The sequence below is a fragment of the Corynebacterium sp. HMSC08C04 genome, assembly GCF_001807495.1.
GTDB classification, from domain to species: Bacteria; Actinomycetota; Actinomycetes; order Mycobacteriales; family Mycobacteriaceae; genus Corynebacterium; species Corynebacterium simulans.
On record NZ_KV789201.1, the window covers coordinates 145,681 to 161,850 of the forward strand.

The window sequence follows — 16,170 nt, forward strand, 5'->3', positions numbered from 1 at the left end:
ATGACTGAAAAGACTGAACTCGCCCACATCGGCGTTGTCGGCTTGGCTGTTATGGGCTCCAACCTGGCCCGCAACTTTGCCCACAACGGCAACACCGTAGCCGTCTACAACCGCAGCCCGGAAAAGACCCACAAGCTCATCGAAGAGCACGGCTCCGAAGGTAACTTTATCCCTTCCGAGACCATCGAGGACTTCGTCGCTTCTCTCGAGCGCCCACGCAAGGCCATCATCATGGTTCAGGCGGGCAAGGCTACCGATGCAGTCATCGACCAGCTCGCAGAAGCGATGGATGAGGGCGACATCATCATCGACGGCGGCAACGCCCTCTACACGGACACAATGCGCCGTGAGAAGGAAGTAGCTGCCAAGGGCAAGCACTTCGTCGGCGCGGGCATCTCCGGCGGCGAAGAGGGCGCTCTCAACGGTCCTTCCATTATGCCGGGCGGTCCGGCTGAATCTTGGGAGACTCTGGGCCCAATTCTCGAGTCCATCGCCGCTGAAGTCGACGGCACCCCGTGCGTTACCCACATCGGCCCGGATGGCGCTGGCCACTTCGTCAAGATGGTCCACAACGGCATCGAGTACGCCGACATGCAGGTCATCGGCGAGGCATACCAGCTGCTGCGCTACGGCGCGGGCCTGGAACCGGCAGAAATCGCAGAGGTCTTCAAGGAATGGAACTCCGGCGACCTCGATTCCTACCTGATTGAGATCACCGCTGAGGTGCTCGCACAGAACGAACCAGAAACGGGCAAACCGCTTGTCGACGTCATCCTAGATGCCGCCGGCCAGAAGGGCACCGGCCGCTGGACCGCCATCAACGGTCTGGAGCTGGGCGTACCAGTCACCGCCATCGCAGAGGCCGTCTTCGCCCGTGGCCTCTCCTCCGCCACCGCACAGCGCGCCGCCGCTCAAGAAGGCGGCCTACCCGCGGGCATCATCGACTTCGGCGGAGTCGACCCAGACGAGTTCATTGAGGACGTACGCCGCGCTCTCTATGCTTCCAAGCTCATCGCGTACTCGCAGGGCTTCGATGAGATCAAGGCTGGCTCCGAGCAGTTCGGCTGGGACGTTGACCCGCGCGATCTTGCCACCATCTGGCGCGGCGGCTGCATCATCCGCGCGAAGTTCCTGGATCGCATCCGCGAGGCTTATGACACCAACCCGCAGCTGCCTGCTCTCATCCTCGACCCATACTTCAAGGGCGAGCTCGCCGAACTCATCGCTCCGTGGCGTCGCGTTGTCGTTGCCGCAACCCAGATGGGCCTGCCGGTGCCGGTATTCGCTTCCTCCCTGTCCTACTACGACAGCCTACGCGCTGAGCGTCTGCCGGCTGCGCTGATTCAGGGTCAGCGTGACTTCTTCGGTGCGCACACCTTCAAGCGCGTGGACAAGGAAGGCACCTTCCACATCGAGTGGTCCGGCGACCGCAGCCTGACTGAGATGTAAAAAGGCTTTTTCAGCCTTCTTCCAAGGCGCTAGGTTCTCTTCTGTGGAGGGTGCCTAGCGCTTTTGCTTTGCCTGGATTGCGGTCTAAGAAGCGTTGGCCACTAAGCTTTAAGGCAATGACTACTTTCGCCGAACTCGGCTTACCTCAAGAATTCGTGCGTGTCCTCAACAAGCAGGGCATCACCGAACCTTTTCCCATCCAGCAGGCGGCTATCCCCGATGCGCTCGCTGGCAAGGACGTGCTTGGCCGCGGCCCGACAGGCTCCGGCAAGACCTTTACCTTTGGCCTGCCGATGCTCGCGCGCCTGGCTAAATCCGGCGCCTCTAAGCCTGGCCGGCCACGCGGCCTAGTGCTCGCGCCCACCCGCGAGCTTGCCACCCAGATCCACGAGCGCCTCAACGACCCAGCTAATGCCTTGGGCCTGCGCGTGCTTTCCGTGGTCGGCGGCGTGAACATCAATCATCACATCCGTTCGCTGGCACGTCCCGTCGACCTTTTGGTTGCCACGCCGGGCCGTGCACAGGACCTCATCAACCAGGGCAAGCTCTCCTTGGAGGATGTCTCTGTCGCAGCGCTCGATGAGGCTGACCACATGGCGGACATGGGCTTCCTGCCGCAGGTACGCAAGCTCTTAAAGCTCACGCCTGCCGACGGCCAGCGCTTGCTGTTTTCTGCCACCCTCGACGGTGATGTGGACAAGCTGGTGCGCCAGTTCATGCACTCCCCAGTAACACACTCCACCGCGCCTGTCGAGGCTGCCGTGGACACGATGGAACACCACCTCGTATTCGTGGGCGACCGCGACGCGCGAAACGACGTCGTCGTGCGAATCGCCGCACGTGAGGGCAAGACGATCATGTTCATGCGCACCAAGCATGGCGTCGACCGCCAAGCCAAGAAGCTGCGCCGTGTGGGCATCAATGCATTGCCACTGCACGGCGATAAGGGCCAAGGCGCACGCACCAAGGCGATTGAGGGCTTCGCCGACGGATCCGTGCCGGTTCTCGTGGCTACCGATATTGCTGCCCGCGGCATCGACATCGCGAACGTTTCCCTAGTCGTCCACGTTGACCCACCAGCTGAGCACAAGGCTTATCTGCACCGTGCTGGTCGTACCGCGCGCGGCGGCGCATCAGGTGCCGTGGTAACACTAGTTATGGACCAACAGCGTGAGGAAGTTGCCAAGCTCATCAAGAAGGCCGGCGTTGCGGCAGCAGAACTCGATCTCAGCGATCGCCCCAACCCCGCCGGTGCCCCAGAGCTAGCCAAGATCACCGGCGCGCGTAAGCCAAGCGGTACTCCCCTTCCTCCACCGAATCAGAATGTATCTTCCCAGCAAGGCGGGAAGAAAAAGCCGGCCGGATCCCGGAATGGCTCGCAGGGTACGCCTAATCAGCCGAAGAAGGGCTCGGGCCGCAACTCCACAAACCGCAGAGCATCCGGCAACGGCAAGGGCTACCGCTCCCGCAACGGAAAGCCAGGTGGCTCTCGCCGCCGAGGTGGTGGTCAGCGCTGATGCTGCTGACTGAGCAGGAGTGGTGTCCACGCCATGACGCCCACGTCGCCCGCGCCGACGCGCTGCTATCCCAGTTCCGCCATCCCGGTGACTATCACCCGGTTTATGACTTCCTCTTCGAGTACTATCCGGTGCGTCCCTCGCATTTGCGCCGTTGGCACCCTGGCTTTAACGTCACGCTCGCCGGCACGCCGGGCACGATCCCGCATGAGGAATGGCGGGACTACCATCGCACAGAGCAAGGTGTAACCCTTGACCTGGAAACCTTCTGGGCACGGCGGGGCGATTCCATCACCTATATCCGCAACCTGATGGCTAAAACAACCACCAATCCGGCTCAGTTCGATTGCTTCGGGCTGCATGAGTGGGCCATGGTCTACAAGACGGACTCACCGCGCCATGACCTGCCGCTACGCCTTGGTGCCCAACGCACCAACGAGGTGGTGGAATCCCATCGCATTCGCTGCACGCATTATGATGCTTTCCGCTTTTTCACGGAGCCTGCGCGCCCGCTCAACCTCACGGTCTTGACCCGTGAGGGCCAGCCAGACAGTGACCAGGCCGGCTGCGTCCACGCCACAATGGACCTCTATAAGTGGGCGTGGAAACTCGGCCCGCTGGTTCCAGGCGAACTGTTCATCGAAACGCTGGAACTTGCCATCGAAGCCAGAACTCTCGACATGGAAGCCTCACCTTATGATTGCCGTGGGTGGGGCTTCGGCGTGGTCCCAATCGAAACCGCGGTAGGCAAGGCGGAATATGTGGAGCGCCAGCGCGGGCTGGCCCAGAAAGCCAAACCATTGCGCCAACGGCTTGTCGCCATCGTTGACGAAGCCATGGCGGCTACAATTAGCAACCATTAATGTGGCCTCCTTAAGGCTCGATATCCGGTTGTGAGAACGGCTATTACCGCCCCAGTGTGGAAGGAACTTTCGTGGCAAGACATTCCAACGGCAAAAACACATTCGCAGTGGCAGGCTGGGTATTGGCCCTCCTGGCAGCGTTGATCCTCACACTCGCCGTCGGCGCCTATTTCCTTTTCCGCGGCAACGATGACGCCTCGACCACCACTGCAGCAGCGTCTTCCGCAGTAGAGCCAGCCGAGGAATCAGAAGCAGCAATTTCTGATGCTGCCGCGCGCGATGAGCAAGCAGAAAGCAGCGCCGCCGAAAGCTCTGCGCCTGAGTCTTCAGAAAGCGCTCCTTCTTCCGAGGAGAAGCAACCAGAGGAAAATAAGCCTGCCGCGTTCGCCGAAAATACCCTGGTTCTCCTCGATACCTCCGAGGGCCTGGCACCGTATTTCAACCAGGTAACGCAGGCCTTGGGCAACACCGCGAACGCACTGGGCGAAAAGTCTGGTTTGGTAGGCCTGTGGAACTACTCTTCCCCACTGTCTGAGACCGCGACGGTGGGCTACCGCCAGAACATCGGCTATGGGGAGGCTGGCCCAGTGGCCTTTGCCCTGCAGCAGTTTGGAACCGGCGGCGTTCCGCAGACCCGCAGCGCCGTGACCGCAGCGGTGGCAAACGCAGCCGACCAAGCCGCAGGCACCGAGCAAAAGGCCAAGGTTCTGCTCGTTACCACCGGTACGGCCCAAGACATGGATGATCCAACTTTCCAGCAAGCTCTCGCCGATGCCAAGAGCGACAACGTCTCGCTTTCCGTCGTGCATATTGGCCCTGGGGAAAAAGACGCAGTGCTTGACGACGCCGCCGATTCCTTCACCGAAGTCACCGATCCTGCCGACCAGGCTGCCCTCGAGGAAGCCCTAAATCAAGCCGCAGGCGTTTAATCGCCACTGCTGGCCTTACGCCGCCTCGGGGCCTCTCTCCCCCCGTAGCGTCTCTGTCTTTCGCTGCAAATGGTGAGGTCCAAATGGTGAGGATCAGATGGTGAGGTCGCGCAACACCAGCATCAGCGCTATACATCAAGCACAGCTTTTACGTCGCGTCCTCACCATTTAGAAATCCGGCTGCGGTGCGCCTAGAGCTAATGCTTTACTAGCCCGTTCTCCAGATAAGTGAAAACGCTAAAACGCTTACAGTCCCCAACTCACGTGAGCTCGAGTTGGGGACTGTAAGCGTTTTAAATCTGCCCCGCGGGTTCCCGCGGTAGCAAGGCCGCTTTACGCGGCCTAGAACCTAGGAGGACTTGCGGTTGCGGCGTGCAGCCAGCTCGTCGATGCCAATGACGGTCTCGTCCTTGAATTCGTCCAGGCGCTCTGCCGGGAAGGAAGAGATAGTGCCGGAAAGCTCCTTCAGGATGCCCGGGACCGCGATGCCGAAAACGCCCTGGCCGCCTGCCAGGAGGTCAATGACTTCATCGTTGGAACGGCACTCGTAAACGGTGGTTCCGTCGGAGACGAGGGTCAGCTCTGCAAGGTCGTTAACGCCGCGGTCACGCAGGGACTCAACTGCCAGGCGAATGTTCTGCAAGGAAATACCGGTATCGAGCAGACGCTTGACAATCTTGAGAACCAGAACGTCCTTGAAGGAGTACAGACGCTGGGAGCCTGAGCCACGAGCGTTGCGAATGGACGGGTTGACCAGATTGGTGCGTGCCCAGTAGTCCAACTGACGATAAGTAATGCCGGCTACCTGGCAGGCGATCGGCACACGGTAGCCGAGCTCTTCGTCCGGTCCGACGTCGAAGAGCGACTCTTGCACGTAGCCCTTGCCTGCGCCGTGGGAGGCGTTGTACTCGTCTAGGTTCTCGTTGATGCTCACGTAATTACTCCAATGGGGTTTGTTGGAAGCCTCTAAGGCTTAATTAAAGGCCACGGCCCTAACCCCGTCAAGGCTAGAGGCCAAGGCTTGGCCAAACTCTCTAGCTTTACTTTAGACTTCTTCGTCCCCATTGTCATCATTAGTCACACGCGTGTCATTAGAATCTTTTTTATCTTCCGTTTCAAAAAAGTCCTCTTCAGAGACACCCAGCGAGCGCATCATCGCCTCGAAATCAGCATCTGCCTGCGGATTACCCGAAGCGGAGCTATCTGAGCTGGACGTTTTCACCACTTCCTCACCAGCATCGTCGGCGGGCGGATCGAAATGGAAATCAAAGTAGGCATCCATATCGTCATCCGAGACAAAGACGGCAACTTTAGACAACAGCTCTTTTTCTACAGTGATTGGCACATTGAAGTGTTCCGAAACCACCAGAGCATCGCTAAGCTTTGCGTCGTGCGCCTCACCCGCCGCATCGACGATGTCGACCATAAAGGTGCCTTCGTAATAGTTAACAATCTCAATGGAGCCCACGCCACCGAGTTGCTCAATGAGCTCGATTAGAAGGTCGTGTGTGGTGGGGCGGGTTTCGCTATAACCGTCGAGGCGCTGCATGACGCGCGCGCCTTCTAGTTGCGAGAGCCAAACGGGAAGGATGCGGTTTCCTTCTACCCAGCGCATAAGAGCGCATAGTTCGCTTTCCGGCTCCATAACGTGGATGCCGTGGAACTCAAGACTAATTTTTCCCATGCTCTCCACTCTCCCACATTTGCCCGCCGCGTGGTGACAGAGAGCTTAATGTGGGCCGCTAGCACTAGGCCTAGCGGCGAAATCGGGAAATCTAGGAGTTGTATTCGTGACGCAGGTCAGTCTTGACCATGGTCGCGTGCAGCGAAACAACCAGAGCGGTCATCTGCTGTGACAATTCCTCGGCCTTCTGCACGGCAGTATCCGAGTTGGAGTTGGCCACCGGGGAGGCAACCTGCGCGATGAGATCTGCCTGGCGGCGGGCGTTGTTGCGCAGCGACTTCAGCTGACGCTCTTCAAAACCGAATGCCTTAAGAGCCACTGCGGCAGATACTACGGAGACGTCATCCGCATCAAAGAATCCCGATGCATCCGGGCTAATCAGGCCAATCTTGACGAGGCCAGCAACCTCCGCCTCAGTGGAGCCTGCTTGCTCAGCAACCTCTACGTCAGTAAGACGCGTAATAACCGGAGCACGGAACTGGTCCGGGCTCAGCAACGTTTCTGCCTTGCCAGCAGAAACGATTGCAGTGACCTGGCCGGAATCCATAGCTTCCAGCTGCTCACGGATGACCTTCAGCGGGGTGTAGTTGTCACGCTGAGTGGTGAGAATGTAGAGAAGTCGGTCAACGTCTTCCTGAGTGAAACGACGATAACCAGAGGCAGTACGCTGCGGCGTGATTAGACCTTCAGATTCAAGGAATCGAATCTTCGACACGGTGACGTCTGGGAACTGCTGATTCAGTTGCTCCAGGACGACGCCGATCGACATGGTCTTGGCTTTTTTGGCCTTAGCGGTCCCTTTCCACAGGGCCGCGGCCTTAGACTGTGCTGCGCTCACTATACTTCTCTTGAATTTCTCTAAAGACTCGAAACGTGTTTATTGATTGGCGATGAAGACCAGACGGAACTTGCCGATCTGGATCTCGTCACCCACGTGAAGAACCTGGGAGTTACGCGGCTCGCGGTTGACGTATGTGCCGTTCAGGGATCCGACATCGACGACCTCAAACTCGCCCTCGTTCACGCGGAACTCAGCGTGGCGACGGGAAACGGTGACATCATCCAAGAAGATGTCTGCCTCTGGATGACGACCCGCGGTGGTGGTTGGGCGGTCCAACAAGAAGCGGGCACCTGCATTCGGACCACGCTTTACAACGAGGAGGGCCTGGCCCTCGGAAAGGTTTTCCGCACCTGCAACGGAGGTGTCATTACCGGCGGCAGCGCCGTTTTCCATCTCCTTGAGAAGGTCTGCACGGAATACAGAAGTGGTTTCTACCTGCGGTTCCGGCGTACCGGTATGCTCGCTCATTTTTACCTCCGAAGTGTCGGATTAATGTGGACTTATTCCATACTAGCGACTCGCCCGCTTCCGCGAGCATCCTCACCAGATTTGTTTCATAAATTACGTTAACGGAAGATATTACCGATTCCTTTAAGTACGGAATTTCCTCCGCCAGACAAGGGGTTATCAGAGACCATATAGGTCCAAGTGGCACTCGGCCGCGCAAGCCCCGAATCTTCCATGTGAGCACCTTTTTCATCAATGTCCACCGACTTAAAGGTAGCCACTGACTCCTCCACGGCGCGTTGCGCCAATTCCTTGAACTCGCGGACCGCAATGCGGTGATATTCGTCGATCGGCGTCTCACGGGCGATCGCGCGCAGGTGAATCGACTCACGGACATCGTCCATCAGCTCTAGGTGGTCGGCCCACGCCAGGTCGAGATGGTAGAGCATGATTTCGCGGGCGGCTTTTTCCTTTACCTCTGCGGGAAGTTCGGCAAGCTCCGCGGCACGTTCGGGAGCGCGCTCAGCTAATTCCTCCCAGGCCTGTGCGGTGTCGAGCAGCTTCGCTCGGCGTTCATCGATGATGACGCGTTGATCCGCCAACAGCTGGTTGTACTTCCATGTCTGTGCGTGAATTTCCAGCAGCTGGCCTTCGGTTACGCGCTGACAATGCGCCACGAAGTCTGCCACGCGTTTAGATTCAATACGGCCAGTTTCGTCCGGCTGCGCCGAGAGGGCTTCGTCCTCCCCGCCTTGCTTGACGACGTCGTCTTCCAAAGACACGAAGAACAACGACAGGCCCGGGTCTCCCTGGCGTCCAGCACGCCCGCGCAGCTGATTGTCCAGGCGGGAGGTGCGATGGCGCGAAGTACCGATGACGGCGAGACCACCCAGCTGCGCAACCTGCTCGCGGTCGGCCTCAGTTGCGCCGCCCAGCTTGATGTCTGTACCGCGGCCGGCCATCTGTGTCGAGACGGTCACGCGTGCGATATCGCCGGCTTCGGCGACGATGCGGGCTTCCTCAGCATCGTTCTTGGCATTGAGCACGCTGACTTCGACGCCGCGTTCGCGAAGTGCCTCGGCTAAATCCTCCGACTCCGCGACATCGTGCGTGCCCACGAGAACCGGCTGGCCAGTAGCGTTAAGGGCCACGATTTCGTCGACAATAGCCTTCGACTTCTCCTCGACCGTGGCATAAATGCGATCGGCCTCGTCGAAACGCTGCAATTGTTTATTGCGCTCGATTACAGAAACGCGCAGATCATAGAACTGACGCAACTGGTCAGTCGCCTCAACCGCGGTGCCGGTCATTCCGCACACCGTCGGGTAACGGCGCATCAGCTCCTGCAGAGTGATCGTGTCGAGGATGCGGCCACCCTCGGAGACTTCAAGGCCTTCTTTAGCTTCCACCGCAGCCTGCAGGCCGTCCGGCCAGCGCTGCAAGTCAGCAACGCGGCCGCGGGAGGCGTCGATTAGCTGCAACTTGCCATCTACAACGATGTAGTGGATATCGCGAATCAGCAAGGCCTTGGCGTGCAAAGCCAGATTCACCTTGACCAGAATCGTCCCGATGTTGTCCTCGGAATACAGTGAGTCAATGCCCAACTCGCGCTCGACGCGTGCCGCGCCATCATCGGTCAAAGCAACGGTACGGCCATCTTCGGCGATGACATAGTCCAAGTCCTCGCGAAGTCGCGAAACCACATTGGTGATGTGACCCGTGGGAGCCTCTCCTGGACGGTTTCCTGCTAGTACCAACGGAACCAGGGCCTCGTCGACCAAAACAGAGTCAGCCTCGTCTACCAAAGCGACGTCGGCTCGCGCCTGCACGGTCTGCTCGCGACTAGTGATCTGGTTATCGCGCAGCACGTCGAAGCCGAGCTCATTGACTGGGGCATAAATAATGTCGCAGGAATACGCTTTGCGACGCTGCGCGGCGTCCTTCTTCTCCGTCACGGAGTCTACGGTGAGGCCAAAAAATTCGACTAGCGGGCGCATCCATTCAGCATCACGATCAGCCAAGTAATTGTTTACCGTCACAAGGTGGACGCGCTTACCGGTCAGCGCAAAGCCGGTTGCGGCCATGGCTCCGACGAGGGTCTTGCCCTCACCAGTAGCCATCTGAATGACGTCTCCGGAAAGCAGGCGCAACACCGCTTGGGACTGGACATGGAAAGGTTGCATGCCAAGCGTACGCTCGCTGGCCACGGCAAGCGCTGCCAAAAATCGCGCTTTATCTGCGATTTCACCCTCACGCACAGAGTCGCGGGCGGCTTGTGCCACGGCGGCGTCGTCAAGCGCGGAAAGCTCCTGAGTCGCAGCACCGGATTTATCCACGATGGCTTTCGACTTTTTATCGTTCCGCTCGCTCTGCGCCCCCATGGCCTTCCAGAACCAGCCAAATGCACCCATGTTCGTCTCCGTTACTGTTGAATGCTTCTTAGTAAATGTTTAACTTTACCGACTCTAGCTAACCCTCTGTGGCCTCTGTAGCGACGGCTCTATATCCTAGTCTTTATGCAATCTGTGAACGTGAAGCTCCCGTCCTCCACTGGAACCATGATGGCGGGTACCATTGACTTTCCTGACTCCGCGCCACAAGCCTTTGCGATCTTCGCGCACTGCTTTGCTGGATCGCGCCACACTCCCGGTGCGGCTCGCGTATCTAAGCAGCTCACCAATTTCGGCGTAGCTACCCTGCGCTTCGATTTCCCGGGCCTCGGCCAGTCCGAGGGCAATTTCGGTGAGACCAACTTCAGCCAAAATGTTGCTGATATTCAGGCTGCAGCAAACTGGCTGGCTGAAAACTACTCCGCTCCGCAGCTTCTGATGGGCCACTCCTTGGGCGGCGCCGCCTCCCTGGCAGCGGCAAGCGGTATTCGCTCCCTCAAGGCAGTGGCAACCATCGGCGCACCATTTGATCCTGCCCACTCTGTTTTGCACTACGCCGACAAGATTGGTGAGGTTGACGCAAATGGCGAGGTCGAGGTCATCCTCGGCGGTCGCGCGCTGACCATCTCCCGTCACTTCCTCGAAGACTTGGCGGATACCAACCCAGAGGATTACCTGCGCCTGCTGCGCAAGCCGCTGATGATCTTGCACTCCCCGATCGACCAAACCGTTGGCATCGACAATGCCCAGAACATCTTCTTAAAGACGCGCTACCCCAAGTCCTTGGTGGCCTTGGACAAGGCAGACCACCTCGTCACCAAGCAGGGTGCCGCTGCCCGCGCCGCAGACCTCATTGGCGCTTGGTTCGAGCAGTTCATCGTGCCGGAGAATGTACCAGCCCACATCGATGAAACTGCAGCTGAAGCGCAGCCTGCAGTCGGTACTAAGTTCGGCGTGGTGGTTCGCCACAATGAGCGCAGCGTCACGGCTGACCGCCCCAAGAAACAGGGCGGAAAGGGCCAAGGATTCACCGCGGAGGGCCTGCTGATGTCCGCGCTAGCTGCCTCGACCACGCAAACAATCAAGGAAGCCTCCAAAGGCATGCCGCTCGACGACGTCCAGGTCAACGTCACGTATGTGGGGGACACGACGTTTGAGCGCCGCATAAAGCTTGTGGGCGATCTTTCAGCGCAGCAGAAGTCGACCTTGCTCGAGGCCGCGAAGTCCTCTCCTGTTGAGCTGTTGCTGGGCGCCGCCCAAATCGTGGACGTCGAAGCATGATCGTGCTCAACCCCTTGTGCCCCGAAGCCCGCTGCCCTTGTGGGCTCGGGCTTAGCTTCGGCGAATGCTGCGGCAAGTACCACGGCGGCAAGCCCGCCCCGACCGCTGAGGCCCTCATGCGCTCACGCTTTTCGGCCTTCGTGACCGGCGATGAGGATTACCTGCTGCGCACCTGGGACCCGGAAACCCGGCCAGAGCGCCTACACCTGGAAGACAACGGTATCCACTTTTATCGCCTGGACATCATCGATACCGTCGACGGCGGCCCGCTCGATGATACGGGAATCGTGGAGTTCGAAGCTTTCTACAAAGGCGCGGCCGCAGGCTCCCAGCGTGAGCGCTCACAGTTCCGGCGCACACAGTGTCAGTGGGTATATAGCACCGGCGATTTTTAAGCAATACCCAGCTCACACAGGCGATTGGAATCAGTGAATACTACTGATGTAATCTATTCAGGTCGCATCCTCGAGATGTGACGGCGGACTATGGCGCAGTTTGGTAGCGCACTACACTGGGGGTGTAGGGGTCGCAGGTTCAAATCCTGTTAGTCCGACCAAACCGGTAAAGAAGCCGGCTTTGGGCAGTAGTCATCTACCGCCTAAAGCCGGTTTCTTCTTTTCGACCACTAAAATCCTTGAATCTGACCCTTGATTCCCAAGTGCTCCGCGATGCCCACGAGCTCGATGTCGAAAATGCGTGAGGCTAGGTCAAAGAGGAATTCACGGGGTTGGTCGCGCAGCGCGCCAAAGGTTGTCAGGTGCGCGAAACCGTGGATGGTGGACCACATCGACATGACCATCGTGTACAGCGCCCATGGAGTACGAGGGCCACCGGCCTCGTCGAGGGCATCGCGCGCAATCGTCATGAAATAGCCGAAGGTCTCGCCCATCTCGAAACGCGAATTGATTAAGTCCTTGCGTTCAAAAGACGCTGGCACGATGGAACCTGAGGAAATCATCGTCAGGCCTAAAAAGCCGACTGGGTCATGATGCGCGAAGCCTAAATATCCGAAAGCACACGCCTTCATCGTGCTAAAACCGAGACTTTTACCGCCTTCGTAACGCATCTGTTCGCGGAGATGCTCGTGTGCGATGGCATCGATATGCTTTTCCAATAAGGAAAGGAGCTTTTGATCTCCTTCTATCAAATGCGTCGCCCGGTCGAAATCGATACCAGCACGTTCGGCGGCAGTGCCGAGATGCATATTGCTAAGGCCGGAGTCGACGATGTCCTCCACCGCGCCGCGCAGTAGAGCCCTAACTACTTCCCCGTCGTTGCCTCGCGGCAAATGTTTGGCGCGAATTCTTTTATCAGCTGGGAGGCTACCTCCCATCGCAACTGGATCCTGCGGCGGGATAGCACCGTGCGCGAAACCTATTGCCAACCCGGCACTTAGGTAGTCCAAACAGGCATTGAAAGTCTGCTTCTTCGCGGTTGGCGAGAGATGTCGCAGCACGCCCGTGGTACACAGATGGGAGATACCATGGACACCAACCAAAAGGCTCACGGCTTGGATACGGACCAAGTCTGCATCGCGCGGTCCGCCAGCTTCCTCAATGCAATCGCGTGCGATGTTGAGCAGAATATCCAGCGTGGGGCGTTTGCCAGAGCGCTGGAGATAATCATCGAAGCTCAGCTCATAAGAGTGCAGGCTCGGAGCTGCTTGCGTAAACGTGAAGGCGTCGAAATAGACCGGATGCTTCTGAGCGAACTCGAAAAAGCCAGCAGCCATGGCTCGCATACGATCGAGCGCCGTGGCATCAGGGCTTAGGTACTTTTCTTGCTCATCTAGATAGTGGATGACCAGTTTGTCGAGGTAAGCTTTAGCCTCATCAGCCAATTGCTCATCAGATGCAAAAAGCTTCTTCGCCTCTTTGACCTCAACATCGGTCTGTTCGGCGACGGTACACACTGCAACGGCATCGCGTCCGGCGCGCGCAATGACGCGAACTGCCAGATCTAGCATGCACTGTCGTGGCGAGCCCGAGGCCAAGCAAGCATCTACAGATGTCTTCACGCAATCCACCCTACTGTGGTCTAGGTATCCGTTCCGGGAAAATTGATGCGCTCAGCATCAATTAAGCAAACACATATGACCACATATGACATAGCCAACATGTCCGAGCTTTGCCCTCCGATGGAGGTACCGGTTCAAGTCCAGGGCGCGCACGTTCCTCAAAACGAGGAAACCCCCGCATCATCGAGCGCCAACTCTAGCGGGGGTCCAACTCCAAATCGACACCACCGTGTCGGTTAAGACTTTACCACTTCCCCACAGGAAGTGCGCAAAGCACAACACGGTCGGTGTCGATAATCCGAAAGGAGACCAAGGCACCATGCAGACCCGAGATGAGCGCCGCGCCAAGCTCGAAGCAGTCAAAGAACTAGCCCGCAGGCAAGAACACGACGCCGCACAAGAACTACTCCAATCCCAAGACGTCGGCTACACCTCCAAACTCTTCGTCCAAGCACTCTTCCCCTACCGCAAAACCGAGGGAAACAACCGCACCGTCGAAACCCCACAGGGAACAATCACCATCCTCTCCCAACGAGGAGTCCCCTACGGCAAGTACCCGCGCCTCATCATGGCCTATATCATCACCCGCGCCGTAGCTAATGCCGGACGCCTCAAAGAAGGAAAAATCACCCACGAAGAAGCCCGCCACATTCCGCTAGGTCACTCCATGAGCCACTTCCTCCAAGCAATCGGCATCACCGGACGCGGCACCGGAGGAGCAACCGGAAACCTGAAAAATATCCGCGAGCAGCTCCTACGCATCGCAGGTTCTTTCATCACTGTCCAAAGCGACGACGGCGTTCACGCACGCGGACGCAACACCCAAATCCTCGAAGACTGGAACCTCTGGTTCGACCCCCGCGACCCCAACCAGGGGAGCTTCATGGAATCAGAACTCGTCCTAACCCCCCAGTTCTTCAAGCACATTGCCGAAGCCCCCATCCCCATCGACCTCAATGTACTGCGCGAGCTCAACAAACCACGTTCGATGGACATTTACATCTGGCTCACCGTAAAGCAGTACTGGCTGGCCAAAAACAACCGCGAAGCCTACACCTTCACCTGGGATATGATTGCCGCAAACTTCTCCACCAAAGAGCTAGAAACTTCACAAGACGTAGCTAGTTTCCGACGCAATTTCAAGAGTGCCATATCGGACATCCTAAAGGCTTGGCCAGAAGCAGGAATCGGAGCCGGCACTGACGGGGTAACCGTCACCAGAACCGCCCCATCAGTTCAACAGAAGCCGCCTCGCCCCGAACTCGACTAACCCATACACGGGAAAGCAGCGCCCTCCGGGGCGCTTTCTTTTTACCTAAAACAGCTTGCGCATATTTACGCATACGGCTGCGCATATTTACGCATACGGCTGCGCATATTTACGCATACGGACGTATTACCAGCTCAGCTTGCGCATATTTACGCATACGGAAAGAGTGCTTGCGCATATTTACGCATACGGCTGCGCATATTTACGCATACGGCTGCGCATATTTACGCATACAGGGCCAGTTATCCACAGGGTTTCACCTGCGAGTTTACCCATTTTCCCAGGTCGCTTATAACTATATCCCTGTAGATCTATATCCCCAGCCGATCAACCAACAAAACTGAAGTGTCCCAGGTTTTGTTCCGTTTGAGTAGATGGGAAAATCTGGAACATGCCAAGAAAATTTGACCAGGATGCAAAGGACCGTGTGGTCCGTCTCGTGGAGGACCGCATCTTGGCGGAAAGCATGTCGATGCATCCCGCGTGCTAGGCAGTAGCTTCAAAGTTGGGGGTTTCATGGCACACGGCTCGTCTATGGACTTAAGCCTGCTCGTCGTGCGGGAAACATCCCAGAACCTGTTCCTGAAGATTTGGCTACCGAAAATGCCAGGCTACGCCGCGAAAATCAAGAGCTTCGAGATACCAACGAGTTGCTGAAGGCTGCGTCAGCTTTTTCGCCTCACGACCAGGCCCCAAACGTTAAGAAATGATCCGGTTCATCGATAAATACCGGAATCATTTCTCTGTCGAGTTCATCTGCACCGGAGTTGAAGATTAACCGGGCTGGTGGGTTTATCACCTCGCGTGGTTATCGCCAGTCCAAAGCCCGTGGGCTTAAGTGCTCGTCGCCTTCGTGACGCTGTGCTGATTGAACGCATTGGTGCCATTCATCGGGATAATTACGGTGTCTACGGCGTGCGGACAATGTGGCATGCGCTTGACCGTGACGGAATCGACATCGGTCGTGAGCAAACCGCCCGGCTGATGCGCCTAGCTGGTGTTTCTGGCACAGGCACAGGCGGATCACCAATCACAACCCGTACACCTCAACAGGCCGGATCTGCGCCCGGATTTGGTCGAGCGTGAGTTCAAAGCCCAAGGCCTTAAACAAGCTGTGGGTGGCCGACATTACCTACGTGCGTACGAAGAAGGGTTTTGTGTACACCGCGTTTGTCACTGACGTTTACTCCCGGCGGATCGTCGGATGGGCATTATCGGACTCGATGCGCACCGAGGTATTACCGCTGCAAGCACTCAACCAAGCGATTGTGAGCGCGAAGGAAACAACAGGCCTTATTCACCATTCGGATCACGGCTTATAGTACGTCAGCGTTGTCTACAACCAGCGTCTCGCCCAGCACGGGATTGCCGCTTCCACTGGGACCGTCGGTGACTGAAATGACAATGCTCTAGCTGAAAACGTTAACGGCTCTTACAAGAATGAGCTCATCCATACTCGCAGGTGGAATGATGTTGTCGAGG

General features: G+C 57.7%; 13 protein-coding genes, 1 tRNA gene and 1 pseudogene. 9 read left to right on the forward strand and 6 right to left on the reverse strand.

The window, feature by feature from the left end:
* The 4 genes from gndA (at position 1) to HMPREF3169_RS03030 (ending at position 4,758) form a co-directional block, all read left to right on the forward strand.
* A complete protein-coding gene (gene gndA / locus HMPREF3169_RS03015) occupies positions 1–1,449 on the forward strand; it encodes an NADP-dependent phosphogluconate dehydrogenase (protein WP_070455638.1) in 1,449 nt (482 codons plus the stop codon).
* A 116-nt stretch (positions 1,450–1,565) separates the two neighbouring features.
* Complete coding sequence (locus HMPREF3169_RS03020) at positions 1,566–2,966, forward strand: DEAD/DEAH box helicase (RefSeq protein WP_070455639.1); 1,401 nt, start codon at positions 1,566–1,568, stop codon at positions 2,964–2,966.
* Entirely contained in the window at positions 2,966–3,829 is an 864-nt protein-coding gene (locus tag HMPREF3169_RS03025) for a 3-methyladenine DNA glycosylase (protein ID WP_070455640.1), read from the forward strand. The genes HMPREF3169_RS03020 and HMPREF3169_RS03025 overlap by 1 nt, the downstream gene beginning before the upstream one ends.
* 71 nt (positions 3,830–3,900) lie before the next feature.
* A complete protein-coding gene (locus tag HMPREF3169_RS03030) occupies positions 3,901–4,758 on the forward strand; it encodes a VWA domain-containing protein (protein ID WP_070455641.1) in 858 nt (285 codons plus the stop codon).
* A 349-nt stretch (positions 4,759–5,107) separates the two neighbouring features.
* Here the strand turns inward: HMPREF3169_RS03030 and HMPREF3169_RS03035 are convergent, their stop codons facing one another.
* The 5 genes from HMPREF3169_RS03035 to secA2 form a co-directional block, all read right to left on the reverse strand.
* A complete protein-coding gene (locus tag HMPREF3169_RS03035; protein WP_141748361.1) occupies positions 5,108–5,686 on the reverse strand; it encodes a MerR family transcriptional regulator in 579 nt (192 codons plus the stop codon).
* A 117-nt stretch (positions 5,687–5,803) separates the two neighbouring features.
* On the reverse strand, positions 5,804–6,442 hold the full coding sequence (locus tag HMPREF3169_RS03040) for a bifunctional nuclease family protein (protein WP_070455643.1): 639 nt from the start codon (positions 6,440–6,442) through the stop codon (positions 5,804–5,806).
* 91 nt (positions 6,443–6,533) lie between these two features.
* Positions 6,534–7,280: a transcriptional regulator FtsR gene (locus HMPREF3169_RS03045; protein ID WP_070455644.1), complete on the reverse strand. Its 747-nt coding sequence runs from the start codon at positions 7,278–7,280 to the stop codon at positions 6,534–6,536.
* Between the two features lie 39 nt (positions 7,281–7,319).
* Positions 7,320–7,751 (reverse strand): oxoglutarate dehydrogenase inhibitor Odhl, encoded by a 432-nt coding sequence (gene odhI / locus HMPREF3169_RS03050; RefSeq protein ID WP_062034986.1) that lies wholly within the window; start codon positions 7,749–7,751, stop codon positions 7,320–7,322.
* 98 nt (positions 7,752–7,849) lie between these two features.
* Positions 7,850–10,141, reverse strand: coding sequence for an accessory Sec system translocase SecA2 (gene secA2 / locus HMPREF3169_RS03055; RefSeq protein ID WP_070455645.1), 2,292 nt, complete (start codon positions 10,139–10,141; stop codon positions 7,850–7,852).
* A gap of 105 nt (positions 10,142–10,246) precedes the next feature.
* Here secA2 and HMPREF3169_RS03060 point away from each other — a divergent pair, with 105 nt between their 5' ends.
* From HMPREF3169_RS03060 to HMPREF3169_RS03070, 3 genes are all read left to right on the forward strand, one after another.
* A complete protein-coding gene (locus tag HMPREF3169_RS03060; RefSeq protein ID WP_061922580.1) occupies positions 10,247–11,401 on the forward strand; it encodes a bifunctional alpha/beta hydrolase/OsmC family protein in 1,155 nt (384 codons plus the stop codon).
* Complete coding sequence (locus tag HMPREF3169_RS03065) at positions 11,398–11,796, forward strand: YchJ family protein (protein ID WP_061922583.1); 399 nt, start codon at positions 11,398–11,400, stop codon at positions 11,794–11,796. The genes HMPREF3169_RS03060 and HMPREF3169_RS03065 overlap by 4 nt, the downstream gene beginning before the upstream one ends.
* 84 nt (positions 11,797–11,880) lie before the next feature.
* Positions 11,881–11,957: transfer RNA gene (locus HMPREF3169_RS03070), tRNA-Pro, on the forward strand.
* A gap of 69 nt (positions 11,958–12,026) precedes the next feature.
* On the opposite strand, the gene HMPREF3169_RS03075 is transcribed toward HMPREF3169_RS03070, so the two are convergent.
* On the reverse strand, positions 12,027–13,418 hold the full coding sequence (locus HMPREF3169_RS03075) for a TetR-like C-terminal domain-containing protein (RefSeq protein WP_148132095.1): 1,392 nt from the start codon (positions 13,416–13,418) through the stop codon (positions 12,027–12,029).
* Positions 13,419–13,737: 319 nt separating this feature from the next.
* Here HMPREF3169_RS03075 and HMPREF3169_RS03080 point away from each other — a divergent pair, with 319 nt between their 5' ends.
* Both HMPREF3169_RS03080 and HMPREF3169_RS12905 read left to right on the forward strand, forming a co-directional pair.
* A complete protein-coding gene (locus tag HMPREF3169_RS03080; protein ID WP_070455646.1) occupies positions 13,738–14,688 on the forward strand; it encodes a replication protein RepA in 951 nt (316 codons plus the stop codon).
* Between the two features lie 391 nt (positions 14,689–15,079).
* Positions 15,080–16,170: pseudogene (locus HMPREF3169_RS12905) on the forward strand (IS3 family transposase); the annotation flags it as partial.